The sequence below is a fragment of the Pseudomonadota bacterium genome (assembly GCA_026388275.1).
Lineage (GTDB): Bacteria > Desulfobacterota > Syntrophorhabdia > Syntrophorhabdales > Syntrophorhabdaceae > JAPLKB01.
Genome location: JAPLKB010000015.1, coordinates 1 through 13,373 on the forward strand (window position 1 = coordinate 1; position 13,373 = coordinate 13,373).

11 protein-coding genes and 1 tRNA gene are annotated in these 13,373 nt (G+C 42.7%); 5 read left to right on the forward strand and 7 right to left on the reverse strand.

Going from position 1 to position 13,373, the window contains the following annotated elements; genetic code table 11:
* Positions 1-79: 79 nt before the first annotated feature.
* Both kdpC and NT010_03705 read left to right on the forward strand, forming a co-directional pair.
* Positions 80-664, forward strand: a complete 585-nt coding sequence (gene kdpC, locus NT010_03700; GenBank protein ID MCX5805163.1) for a K(+)-transporting ATPase subunit C — start codon at positions 80-82, stop codon at positions 662-664.
* A gap of 56 nt (positions 665-720) precedes the next feature.
* Entirely contained in the window at positions 721-2,403 is a 1,683-nt protein-coding gene (locus tag NT010_03705; protein ID MCX5805164.1) for a PTS sugar transporter subunit IIA, read from the forward strand.
* Between the two features lie 234 nt (positions 2,404-2,637).
* Here the strand turns inward: NT010_03705 and NT010_03710 are convergent, their stop codons facing one another.
* From NT010_03710 to NT010_03735, 6 genes are all read right to left on the reverse strand, one after another.
* The gene (locus NT010_03710; protein ID MCX5805165.1) at positions 2,638-3,234 is read right to left on the reverse strand and encodes a hypothetical protein; all 597 of its coding nucleotides are present in this window, start codon (positions 3,232-3,234) and stop codon (positions 2,638-2,640) included.
* 16 nt (positions 3,235-3,250) lie between these two features.
* Positions 3,251-4,462 (reverse strand): exodeoxyribonuclease VII large subunit, encoded by a 1,212-nt coding sequence (gene xseA, locus NT010_03715; GenBank protein MCX5805166.1) that lies wholly within the window; start codon positions 4,460-4,462, stop codon positions 3,251-3,253.
* A 111-nt stretch (positions 4,463-4,573) separates the two neighbouring features.
* Positions 4,574-5,857 (reverse strand): phosphomethylpyrimidine synthase ThiC, encoded by a 1,284-nt coding sequence (gene thiC, locus NT010_03720; GenBank protein ID MCX5805167.1) that lies wholly within the window; start codon positions 5,855-5,857, stop codon positions 4,574-4,576.
* Positions 5,854-7,182: a bifunctional hydroxymethylpyrimidine kinase/phosphomethylpyrimidine kinase gene (locus tag NT010_03725; protein ID MCX5805168.1), complete on the reverse strand. Its 1,329-nt coding sequence runs from the start codon at positions 7,180-7,182 to the stop codon at positions 5,854-5,856. The genes thiC and NT010_03725 overlap by 4 nt, the downstream gene beginning before the upstream one ends.
* Positions 7,183-7,460: 278 nt before the next feature.
* A complete protein-coding gene (locus NT010_03730; protein ID MCX5805169.1) occupies positions 7,461-8,003 on the reverse strand; it encodes an NUDIX hydrolase in 543 nt (180 codons plus the stop codon).
* Positions 8,004-8,096: 93 nt separating this feature from the next.
* Positions 8,097-8,175: transfer RNA gene (locus NT010_03735), tRNA-Pro, on the reverse strand.
* 97 nt (positions 8,176-8,272) lie between these two features.
* Between NT010_03735 and NT010_03740 the strand changes: the two genes are divergently transcribed.
* The gene (locus tag NT010_03740; GenBank protein MCX5805170.1) at positions 8,273-9,652 is read left to right on the forward strand and encodes a pyruvate carboxylase subunit B; all 1,380 of its coding nucleotides are present in this window, start codon (positions 8,273-8,275) and stop codon (positions 9,650-9,652) included.
* A gap of 74 nt (positions 9,653-9,726) precedes the next feature.
* Positions 9,727-9,900: a 4Fe-4S binding protein gene (locus tag NT010_03745; protein ID MCX5805171.1), complete on the forward strand. Its 174-nt coding sequence runs from the start codon at positions 9,727-9,729 to the stop codon at positions 9,898-9,900.
* 252 nt (positions 9,901-10,152) lie between these two features.
* Here the strand turns inward: NT010_03745 and NT010_03750 are convergent, their stop codons facing one another.
* A complete protein-coding gene (locus NT010_03750) occupies positions 10,153-12,150 on the reverse strand; it encodes a heterodisulfide reductase-related iron-sulfur binding cluster (GenBank protein ID MCX5805172.1) in 1,998 nt (665 codons plus the stop codon).
* Between the two features lie 258 nt (positions 12,151-12,408).
* On the opposite strand from NT010_03750, the gene NT010_03755 reads away from it, so the two are divergent.
* A complete protein-coding gene (locus NT010_03755; GenBank protein ID MCX5805173.1) occupies positions 12,409-13,356 on the forward strand; it encodes a peptidoglycan endopeptidase in 948 nt (315 codons plus the stop codon).
* Positions 13,357-13,373 lie beyond the last annotated feature (17 nt).

Genomic DNA, 13,373 nt, shown 5'->3' on the forward strand with positions numbered 1-13,373 from the left:
ACCTTTTCCAGGCATAAAACTGGTCGACATTATCATAAACGCACTTCATCTTATATAGGATGAGGAGGAGAAAAGGAACATGAAAAACTTACTCATTGAGCTTCGCATCTCTTTAATCGCTACAGCATCCCTTGCTGTTCTCCTGTGCGGAATTTACCCACTGCTGGTATGGCTTTTGGGCCAGGGCATTTTCCCGGCAAAAGCCAACGGCTCCCTGGTCATGCGAGAAGGCAAGATTGCCGGGTCAAGCCTTATTTCACAGGGATTTGCAAGTCCCAAATATTTTCACCCCCGTCCGTCCTCAGCAGGCCAGGGCCATGATCCCGCCAACTCAGGCGGGAGCAATCTTGGACCAACCTCACAAAAATTTATAGACGCAACAAAGCAACGGGTCGTCGATTATCGCTCTGAAAACAGCCTGGGTCCTGACAGCCTCATTCCTGCCGACGCCGTCACTGCATCGGCCAGCGGCCTTGATCCTCATGTCAGCGTAGAAAATGCCCTGCTTCAGGCAACACGAATAGCAAAAACACGGGGCCTGAGTACTAATAGTGTCCTCAAAGAGATTGAGAAACACACCGAAGGTCGTGATCTTGGAATACTCGGCGAATCGAGGGTAAATGTACTCATGCTGAATATGGGACTTGACGGCACATTAAAATAATGATGTTTTTTAGTGATGGAGAAGAACATTGCACAAAAACGAAGGTAACATAATTAATGACTGAAGACAGAGCTGCATCTTTCCTCAGGCTAATCCGACGCTCCCAACGTGGAAGGCTGAAGGTTTATCTCGGATATTGCGCGGGAGTCGGGAAAACCTGTCAAATGCTTCAGGAAGGCCAGCGGCTCAAAGCAGACGGCATCGATGTTGTTATCGGACTTCTTGAAACACACGGCCGCGCAGAAACAGCCAAAATTGCCGAAGGGTTGGAATCCATACCAAGACGAAAGCAGGAATATCGGGGAATTATAGTTGAAGACATGGACCCCGACGCTATCCTGGCCCGCAAACCACAAGTTGTCCTCATTGATGAGCTTGCCCATACAAATGTACCGGGAAGCAGAAACCCGAAAAGGTATCAGGATGTTCAGGACATCCTTGCTGAAGGTATTCATGTTATTACAACAATGAATGTTCAGCACCTGGAAAGCCTTTACAATATTGTTGAAAAAGCTGTCGGGGTAAAGGTCAGGGAACGTTTACCCGATTCAGTTCTTGCCGAGGCAGATCAGATCGTTGATGTTGACCTCACTGCCGAAGACCTGAGAAGGCGTCTTGAAGAAGGCAAGATATACCCCGTTGACCGCGTTCAGACAGCTCTCACAAATTTCTTCACCTTTTCCAATCTTGAAAAGCTCCGGGAACTCACCCTTCGCGAACTCGCATCCCAGATAGATTTGAGGAGACGGGAGGTTTCTGAAGACGATATCCCCTCTACGCCAGATCAAATCATGGTCTGCCTCAGTTCACGCGGACCAAACACCGAAAAACTGCTGCGCTACACTTCACGTCTGGCAGGAAAATTCAATCGAAACTGGTATGCCGTTTACGTTCAGACGCCCTCTGAGGAAGCCACTGCCATTGATGTCCAGGTTCAGCTCTACATCTCCGAAACATTAACCCTGGCCAAACAGCTTGGCGCAATGGTCTTTACCTACAAAGGAGAAGATATAGCAGATACAATCCTTAGATTTGCCAGGGAATATCGTGTGGGTCATATTGTGATAGGCAGGTCAAAGGCAAAACCTTTTTGGGAGCGCTTCGGCAGGAATAAAAATATTTTAAATAATCTTATTAAAAACGCGGGGGGAATAACAATAATCGTACTTAATACAGGCGAAGAAGAATTTCCCCCTGCAAAATCCAGCCAAATAATATCCGAAGAATCATATGCAATCGAGCCGGTTGCTGAAATTCCTTCTTCATCTACAACTCAGTTAACATTAAGCAACCTTCTTTCACCGGATAGAATTATCATATGGGACCAACCCGTTCAGAAAGAGACGGCTCTTAGGGCGCTTATTGAAGCTGTTACAAAAAACAACGGAGCAGGCGATCCCGATGTTTTACTGGGGAATGTTTTAAAAAGAGAAGATCAGGGATCGACTTTTTTCAATGAAGGTGTTGCCTTCCCTCATGTACGAGTTCCCGGCCTGACCGTTCCACTGATTGCCTTGGGTCTTACAAAAAAGGGCGTCTCTGACGTATCCTCTAAAAATCCTATTGAACTTATATTCCTCATACTTTCTCCGGCAGAAACTCCCGATGTTCAGTTACATATCCTTGGCATCTGCAGCAGGGCAAGCCAGAACAGACACCTTCTTCAGTATTTAAAGTCTGCAAAAACAGCGGATGAGGTTGTAGGGGCAATAAAAAACATTGATATATACAGCAATTAGAAACATCATTTTAAACAGAAACGCTATATTTTCAGTCTTAGTCCAATTCTAAATCAAGGATGCAATGACTTACCCCGCTTCAGCTTGCGGGGCAATCAAGGCGGCAAGGGAACACCCGCAAGCGGGTACCCGGACGTAGGCGTACTATAATAGTACGTCGGAGGAACACCCACAAGTGGGTACCCGGACGAAGCCAACGATGATAGCGCCTTGATTTAGAATTGGAATTAGTCTCTACGCGCCCTTCTCCTGGTCTGTTGGCAGGTCTTCTTTTTCCCAGTACAGTACTTTGCGTATTCTGTCCACAATGGGTTTAATCATGTCAGGGTTTTTTATCGGCGCAGTTTCACTCCATTGCCTCCAATTGCCGAGGAGTTCGTGGTAGAGGTCTGCACATGCCTTGTGATATATAACTTGCGGTTCGGGTTTTATCTGCGCTGCGCATGCCTTAAGAGCATCATATAAAAGGTTTTTTTCTGTTTCGTTTTCTGTATTAAAAACAATTACTTTTGTGTTTTTGTTTGCGTCACCGGACCCGAATCGCCCTTTTATGTACATATCCTCGGGCATATCTTTCTCAAATTCGGATAAAAATCTTGTGCATTCATCAAGGTCCTTCATCAGGACAACTATTTTCCAGCAATTATAGGCACTTCCAAGTTCAATCTCCGTTTTTCCCGCCATGAGCTGTTCATAAAGGTTCATTATGCAGGGAACACATTTTCCATATATATCTTTCTTTGTTCTTTTCAGCCTGGCGTCGGTTTCAAAACTCACCCATCTTGTTTTGCTGTCAGCAAAATATCGTTTATCTATGTAAAGTTTTCCCATATACCAGCCTCTCCTGCTACAGACGTTTATCCGTGACAGTGCAATCGGCCTCACCTTTGTAGAGCTTTACAAGCAGTTCCTCTCCCTTTACAATCTGCTCCGCGTTGACGATGACTTCTTTTGTGTCCTTCTTTATTGTAATACTGTAGCCCCTCCTTAAGATATTGTCGGGATTCAAATCCGATATCCTCTGGCTAAGCGTTTCGACCTGTACTCTTTTATCCCTGAAATATATAGAAAAACCGTGCATCATGTTGTTCAGCAATTCGTCCAGATACATCCGGTAATCTGTAAATAGACTTTTTTTCTCCCTCAGTTCCGTAGCGCCCTGGTAAAGGAGAAACCTCGACTTTTCAAGCCTGCTGCTCATCCCCTTTTTCAATTTTTTCTCCATATCAAGGATTACATCAATAAACTCTGTCTTATTTCTTACAACAATATCTGCGGCGGCTGTCGGCGTAGGCGCTCTTAAATCTGCGGCAAAATCGGCGATTGTAAAGTCCACTTCATGTCCCACTGCTGACACAACAGGTATTTCCGAGGCGAATATGGATCTGGCAACAATTTCCTCATTGAAGGGAGCCAAATCTTCCAGAGACCCTCCACCTCTGCCAACAATGATGACATCCACCTCTTTTGTTCTGTTGAAATAATCAATCCCTTCAGCTATTTCATAACATGCATCGTCACCCTGTACCTTAACGGGGTATATTAATACAGACATGTTTTCATATTTTCCATATATAACTTTCAGTATATCCCGCACAGCAGCACCAGCAGGCGAAGTCACAATGCCGATTGCCTGCGGCAGTAAGGGCAGCTGTTTTTTCCGCTCAGCATCAAAAAGTCCTTCTTTCAACAACTTTTCTTTAAGTTTCTGAAATTTCAATTGCAAAAGTCCAAGGCCCTGCACCTCAATAGCATCGATTAGGAGTCTGTACTCGCCTCTTTTTTCATATACATCCACCCTGCCTTTGCAGATGACGGCTGTACCGTCTTCTATCATGCTTTCCGGATATTTATCCCAAAAGTTAAAGGCCACGGCTTTTATCATTGCATTATCATCCTTCAGCGTAAAATAAAGGTGCCCCGAAGGATATAACTTGAAATTGGAGATCTCTCCCTGAACCAGCACATCCTTGAATTGACTGTTAATTGATTGCCGTATCTGTGAGGTAAGAGCAGATACGGTATAGACTTGGATTTGCCAGTTTCGTTGAATTTTCATTTGTTTCGAATCATATTATTATTTGGTAAAATATTTTGGTAAAACATTCACAGTTATCAATTCATGGTTCACGGCAGACCCATTTTTTATTCTATTAAGAATCATGATTTACTATTTCTTCAAATAGTCCTTCATGATCTTCATCGAGCAGAATTCGCCGCACATGCTGCACACATCGTTGTGAAGGTTTCTCTCTTTTCTGAAATTCCTGATCTTATCGGGATCGATGGCACATTTGATCTGTCCTTCCCAGTCAAGGGCCTTTCTGTATTCGGACATAGCCCTGTCACGCTCGATGGCCTTCTGATTGCCTCTCGCCAGGTCTGCTGCATGGGCTGCAATCTTTGTCACGATAACACCCTCTCTTACGTCCGCAGGCTCAGGCAGGCCCAGGTGTTCAGAAGGAGTTACATAGCAGAGAAAATCGGCTCCGTAGTATCCTGCCAGGGCTCCGCCTATAGCTGAAGTGATGTGGTCATAGCCCGGCGCAATATCAGTCACCACAGGACCGAGCACATAAAAAGGCGCATCGTTGCAGATCCTTTTCTGAAGAAGAATATTCATCTCTATCTGGTTTATCGGCACGTGACCGGGGCCTTCGATCATTACCTGTACCCCGTTTTTTAAAGCTTCCGCGCAAAGTTCGCCCAGGATGATAAGCTCCTCGATCTGGCCCCTGTCGGTTGCATCGGCTGTACAGCCCGGCCTTAAACCATCGCCCAGACTCAATGTCATGTCGTACTTTTTTGCAATTTCAATAAGACGGTCATATTGTTCGTATAAGGGGTTTTCCTTCCCGTTTACTATCATCCATTCTGTAAGAAAGGCCCCTCCCCTGCTTACAATATCCGTTATCCTGCCCTGTTTTCTCAGCCGCTCTATTGAGTTCTGAGTAACACCGCAGTGAACTGTAACAAAATCCACACCGTCCGCCCCATGCCGTTCTATCACGTCAAAGAGATCGTCAGGTTCCATATTGGTAATAGCTTTCCTTTTTTTTACCGTCTCAACCGCTGCCTGGTATATGGGAACCGTACCCAGAGGGATGCCTGCCTCTTCTATTATGGTCTTTCTGATCTCGTCCAGGTTGCCGCCTGTACTCAGATCCATCACCACGTCCGCGCCGGCTTCTTTTGCCATCTTCAGTTTTTCAAGCTCCAATTTTATGTCTATCTTTTCCGTTGATGTCCCAATATTGGCATTTACTTTCACGCTAAGGCCTTTTCCCACTCCCTTCGGAGTAAAATTTCTATGCCTGTTATTGGCAAGGATTGTCGCTTTGCCGGAAGCAATGTATTCACACAAAAGTTTTTTATCGATACCTTCATCTGCCGCAACACGCTCCATAATTTCCGTGATCGTTCCGTTGCGTGCAGCAATCAATTGATTATTCATGGTCTTATCATCTCCATTTTTTTTATGAGCTCAAGGGGGTGTTTTGCAAACAATCTGATTATAGGTTCTTCTCCGACATCACCCAGGTCGTAGATTATGTCCGGCGGCTGATCTACCAGTTTCAAAACCTTTTCAGTCAGAAAATCGGGGATCTTCCCCTCTGATTCTTTCAGCTTTTCCGGGTCGCTTTTTCTATCAAAACACAATACATTCATATCCGATTCATGGGCCTTTTCGATAATTGCCCTGTCATACCTAACGCTAACGCAAGCTCTTATATGGGGGTAATATTTCATACAGGTAAGGATCGACCTTGCAACATGGGATGATGTACCAAATGCTGCCTCTCCCTTCATAAGTATTTTACCCTCATTCGTGCCGATTCTTCCGGGGAAAGCAGCTATATCTTCAACGCCTTCCGCATCCTTTATTGCATAACCCATGTTCATCTGGACTGCCGGTATCAGTTCCACCATATTCAATCTGCAAAGCATTTCCCCGGCTTCATTCATTGCTTGAAGCACCTTCCATCTGTCGGAAAATTTGCTGTTAATAATACCGGAAGATGCATAATAAAATCCGTCAACATCAATCCTGTAGCTATCGCCAAGTATCTCTTCCATAGCCTTCTCGGATGCAAGAAAGGCTTCTTTCTTATCATAACCACAAACAAGGAAGGCGGTCATGAGAGAGGAAAATGTACAGCCTGTGCCGTGTACCTCCCGATTTATCCTGTGTTTTTTCCAGAAGGTAAATTCCTTACCGTCAAAGAACAGATCTACGGGCTCTCCCACCAGGTGCCCCCCTTTTACGATTACAGCTCCGGGACCCATATCGAATATGTCTTTTGCGCAGCCCTCCATGTCTTCCAGTGTTTTCACTTCTTTCCCGACGATTAAAGAAGCCTCGTGCAGATTCGGGGTAACAACATCTGTCAGAGGAAAAATCATCTCTATAAGCTTCACCAGTCCCTTATCTGTTAAAAGTCCTGTTTTGTTTTTTGATTCAATGACAGGATCAACTACAAGGGGAATATTGTCGAGACCGCTCAAAAACAATGCGATCCTTTCAATATAGGCCTCATTCCATAGGGCACCCATCTTTATGCCGTCAATGGACAGTCCTTTTTTTACCAAATCAATCATTTCAATAAATTGCACATATGGTATTGGGTATACATCCTGCACACCTTGAGGTCCCTGGAGCACCAGACAAGTAGGCACGGATATACCATGAATGCCCAAAGAAGAGAATACATCGAGGTCCTTTGTAATCCCTGCCCCGGATGAAGAATCATAACCTGCTATAGTAAGAATTTTTTTCATTTGATTTTATCTGCAATAATTCTTTTGTATATTACAAATGGTCCCTCAATATAGTTTGGAAAATATATCATATTTCTCAGTAGGAGGGCTATTAAAATCAGATTAAGCCAGCAAGCCGGCATCCTGAGTATTATACAAAATTAGGAGCCCTTTGGATATTAAGCACCGTTGGGCAATCCAAACTTAGACACTATAAAAGTTGCGACGCTCTCCGTATTGCCCCTCAGAAAGACGGGGACAGGGGGAACAAAGTGGATATTTGTTATTTTGTCCATAAGTTATAAATATCCTTTTCTTGAAAAGTAATAATGAAAGGCAACTATTACCAATGCATGGTTAATCATGCCCCTGTCGATCAGGGATGGAATCTCGGGCAACGGTACGAGGACTACCTCAATGTCTTCATCGGGATCAAGGTTTCTATGGGAAGTCTTCCTTGCTTTCTCAACAAGGTATGTGTGGCAGAGATTGTTAAATATTGCCGGGTTCGGATTGACAGCCCCAAGGTACTCTACATATTCACCAGCATATCCGGTCTCTTCAAGAAGTTCCCTCAAGGCAGCCCTTTCCGGGTGTTTTTCATCAACAAGACCGCCAGGTATCTCAAGGGTTATTTCTTTTGATCCGTGCCTGTACTGCCTTATCATGACAACTTCCCTATTTTCCGTGACAGGGATAATATTTACCCAGTCCCTCGTTTCTATTGTGTAATATTTTCTAGTCACGTTGGTCCTTGGAGATGTTGCCTGAACAGCTTTTATCTTGAATATTTTGTAATCCCTGTCTGTCCTTGAATTTAAAAGTTCCCATTTTTTAATCATTTTTTTTGCAGGCCTCACGGGAATATTTAAGCAAATAATGAAAGGAGCGAGAATGCGTTCAGATCCCACCCCGTTGTTTTGACCGTGTAAAAATGGTCGGGATGACTGGATTTGAACCAGCGGCCTCTTGCTCCCGAAGCAAGCGCTCTACACCGAACTGAGCTACATCCCGTAAAATTAGAATAACATAACAGAGTTATGTAAAATTTTCCATTGATTTTTCTTAACAGGCATGATACTAATTCACACATTTTATTAGGAGGTTAACAATGGTAGAAAAAAGACCTGTAATGATTACCGATCTTACCTTGAGGGATGGCCATCAATCACTCTTTGCAACGAGAATGAAGACAGAGGATATGCTCCCCATTGCTGAGAAAATGGACAGCATCGGATTTTACTCCATGGAGGTTTGGGGAGGTGCAACCTTTGATGTAATGACACGTTTTTTAAATGAAGACCCTTGGGAAAGAGTGCGACTCCTCAAAGCAAAGATGCCCAATACTAAGTTTCAGATGCTCCTTCGCGGACAAAACCTCGTCGGATACAGAAATTATGCTGATGACGTGGTAGAGGCCTTTGTTGAAAAATCAGCAGAGGTGGGCATTGATATATTCAGGGTATTCGATGCATTAAATGACGAAAGGAATTTCATCGCAGCCTTCAAAGCAATAAAAAAATGCGGCAAGCATATACAAGGGACCCTTTCTTACTCATTAACCGAAAAAAGGCTCGGGGGCCCCATATTTAATATCGATTATTATGTCGGTAAGGCAAAAGCAATCGAGGAAATGGGGGCTGACTCTCTTTGCATAAAGGATATGGCAGGCATTATATCACCCTACGATGCATACGAACTTGTTTCAGCCCTGAAAAAGAACCTGAACATACCCATACATCTTCATACACATTATACAAGCGGTATGGCTTCCATGTCCTTATTGAAGGCAATTGAGGCAGGAGCTGACGGCATTGATACATGCCTCGCCCCCTTTGGATTGCGCTCTTCTCACTCGGCAGTTGAACCCTTTGTTGTTACCCTTCTTGATACCCCCTATGACCCGAAATTGAACCTCGAATTATTGGCTGATGTCGATGAGTACTTTGAGGGTATTATACCGAACTATATGTCCTTTGCTGATACAACAAGATTTTCAGTAATAGATATCGGCGTCCTTATGCACCAGATACCTGGCGGCATGATAAGCAACCTTGTCAGCCAGCTGAAACAGGCAAAGGCAATCCACCGTCTGAAAGAGGTCTACGAAGAAATCCCCAGAACAAGAAAGGATATGGGATTCCCCCCTCTTGTTACACCTACAAGTCAGATTGTGGGCGTTCAGGCAGTATTCAATGTTGTAGCCGGAAGGTATAAAATGATTTCCAAAGAGGTGAGGGACTACTTTTACGGCCTCTACGGAAGACCGCCGGCACCTGTTGATGAAGAGATCAGGAAGAAGGCACTGAAAGGATACGAAAAGGGTGAAATACCCATAGATATAAGGCCGGCCGATACCCTTGAGCCTGAACTTCCAAAGGCTAAAGAAGCCCTTAAAGGAATAAGCGATAAGATGGAAGATATCCTGATTTATGCATTGTATCCCATGACTGGTATGGAATTTTTGAAGAAAAAATATAAAATTCAGTAGATGTCAATTTTTTTATTGACATTATTGTTTTATTTGTTTAGGAATTTCTAATAAATATTAAAAGGAGGTAAAACATGCCTACAAAAATTGACCAGGATGCCTGCACAGGATGTGGAGCGTGCGCGGAAGTATGTCCTGTCGATGCTATAACCGTTGATGATACGGCTAAAGTCGACCCCGAGCTCTGTACAGAATGTGGGTCATGTGTCGAAGAATGCCCGGTTGAAGCAATTTCACAGGAAGAATAGCTCTCTATCTTCTTAGAAAAACAGAAAAGGGATGACTTATGCAAGATAAGTCATCCCTTTTCTGTTTATTGGGGCTTGCGTCGCCCCCTCCACCGGCCAAGCCGTCGGAGCCACCCCTTCTCGCCCGCTGTGCGGGCTATTTAATATATTGACATATTGACGTTATATGCAGCACCTCCTCCTCTATAAGCAAAAAAGCCGCCATCCCACTAATGGGCGGCGGCTTTTAATAACACAAGTTAAAAACTTTCTTTATATGCCTTTTACCACAACCTCAGACAAGTCTAATGCCTTCATGGTTTCGGACTTTTCCTTATCCTTAATGGCATCTTCCATCATAATAAGGCAATATGGGCATGCAGTTACAACAGTGTTTGCCGATATGTCAATCGCCTCTTCTATTCTCTTGTGATTAATTCTTCCATGATGTTCTTCCATCCATATTCTGCCGCCGCCACCACCGCAACAGAAACTCCTGTCATGGTTTCTGCCCATTTCAACAAAATTTCCCTGTTTCACTTTATCCACAACATGTCTTGCTTCATCAAATATACCATTTATACGTCCAAGGTAACATGGATCGTGATATGTGATAGTGCCCTCAATAGACGGATTGATTTTAAGTTTGCCTTCTTTCAGCAGCTTGGAGATAAAATCAACCTGATGGTATACTTCAAAATTCCCTCCGATTTGCGGATATTCATTCTTCAGCGTATGATAACAGTGAGGGCAGGTGGTTATAATCTTTTTTATACCCATTTCATTGAGAAGCTCTACATTGCCCTGTGCAATACCCAAGTATAATTCCTCATTTCCGCATCTTCGAGCAGGATCTCCGCAACAGGTTTCTTCCTGACCCAGAATACCAAATGATACGCCTGCCTGGGTTAATATTTTGGTAAATGCCTTTGCAACTTTTCTGTTTCTGTCGTCAAGAGAAGCAACACATCCTACCCAATACAGATATTCCACCTCTTCCTCACCGGCATTTTTTACTTCAAGACCTTCAGTCCATTCGGTTCTCTGTCTCTTTCCCATACCATAGGGGTCAACCTTCTGCTGGAGATTTTTGAAAAGTAGTCTTGTTTCAGATGTGGTTTTGCTCAACGTCAATGTAAGGTATCTCCTCATCTCGATATTCTTATCAAAGGTTGGTATTGATACAGGGCAATTAACCTGACAGGCAAGACAGGCCGTACATGACCACAAGGTTTCTTCATTGATGACAGTATCTATTATTCCATCCTCATTCTTCGCTCCTCCTGATCCAATCCGTTCCCACTCAGCCTTTAAATCCTGGATGAATTGTTTGGGTGAGAGCGGTTTTTCAGTTGCAAAAGCCGGACAAAGATCCTGGCACCTACCGCATCTTGTACAAGCATCAAGGTCAAATATCTGTTTCCATGTGAATCCTTCTATTGAATTAACGCCGAATTCTTCGGCATTTTCAAAATCCTCGATAGGAACAATTGCGCCTCTTGGATTGTCATCAACTCCTCTGAACATCATATTAAGAGAAGATGTTATAATATGGAGCAGTCTTGAGTATGCAATATAAACTATTAGGCCGAAGGAAAGTAGCATATGAAGGTACCACATAACAGCATGAGGCATGTAAGTAACACCTTTTTCTGCGCTCGGGAAAATAGATTTAAGAAACCACCCGACAAAACTCCATACCTCGTAGGGCTTCGGATCAGCGGCTAACCTTGCGGCCTCTGTAAGAAAGCCTGTAACAAGCACAGCAAGTATCCACAGAAGAACAATCAGATCATCAGGCTTATTGTCAAGCCTTGCTGGTTTTGAAACGTATCTTCTCCATATAGCCATTAGAATACCGATTATTGCAAGAATACCTGCAAGATCAGTCAAAAAGGAGAATATCAAATAAAAATCACCTTTTATGAACTCTATGCCAAAAAGAAGTCTTAGCACATCATCCTGTAAGGCAATGAGCCCGGTTGCTATAGCAAGTATGAGAAATCCCCAGAAAATGAAAAAATGCATCCATCCCGGGTAAGCCTCTCTTAAAATTGACTTATGAAAAATGCCGTTGCTGATAAAGTAGCCAATCCTTTCTCCCAGCCTCTCTGTAAAATTGATTGGGGAAGGTTTTCCTATCTTCCACATGGCGTACCTTTTTTTCAACCCGTATATTAGGGCAATAAAAGTGATTACCATCAGTGCATAAGTAATCCATCGCGCCCCTCCACCAACATTCCAGAAAATAATCCTTCCAACTTCTTCCATTGCTGCCCCCTAAGATGCTATTTTTGTTCAATATGTAATATTTTTCACAAAAGAATATTAAACAAAAAAGAACTTAAAATCAATAAAAATATGGTTTCCTTGTCTTTAAAAAGATAAATTGCATAGCGAAATATAAAGACTTTATGCATAATTGTAGAAAATTTTCTTGACATAATTTTGATTATTCTGGTAAAAGACTATATAAGCATCTAAAATTTAGGAATAGCTAAAAAAATAAAGCATTGATAAGGTAGGGTAATGAGAAGGTGTATCGTTATTATAATCTCCGTATTGTTTCTTCTTATCACCGCATCAAATAACGCATTTTCAGCTCCTGCAGCAAACAATGTAAAACAAAAAGATACTCAAATTACAACAACAAAAAATCAAACATCAGTTGAAAAATCCAGGAATCTTTCAAGCGCAAAATCAAAAAAGGTAAAAATAAGCAAGCGGACCTCCAAAAAACACATTAAAATCGCCTATAAGACAAGAAAGGAAGTTAACGACAACAGACTAAATGAGTTTGAAATTACGGAAAATGACGGCGAATTTACAGAATACAAAACAAAAAAAGGTGATACCATTGAAAAGATAGCAATAATGTTCAATGTTGACAAAAATGATATTCTTGAAGCAAACAATCTGAAAGATAAAAAGTTATCCCCCAAAAAAGTAATACTTATCCCGAAGATAACAGAAGAAGAAAAAGATGATGAATTTATAACACTTACCAATAAGCCTTTAAAACCGTGGAAAAGCAGCGAAGAGAAATACATGCTGGTAAAGGTTGCAAAAAGCTTTGTCGGAGCACCTTATAAATATGGCGGTGAGAGCGTTAAGGGCCTTGATTGCTCTGCTTATGTAAAAAAGATTTATGATATTTTTGATGTACAACTTCCGAGAAGCGCGAGGGATCAGTTCAAAACAGGCTGGAAAATAAGTAAAGATAATCTGGCAATCGGGGATCTGGTATTTTTTAAGACAAAGAGATACGCAAAATATCCGACTCATGTGGGTATTTTTATCGGGGATGGTAATTTTATACATTCCTCTTCAGGACATAACAGGTTAGGTGTAAAGATAGATTCTCTCTCATCGGATTTTTACTCCAGGACTTATATTGGCGCCACAAGGGTAAAACAAACATCGGACGAGAACGCTGAAACAACAAAAACCTTTGAGAATGCATCAAACAATTCATAATATGTGAAATACCGCTT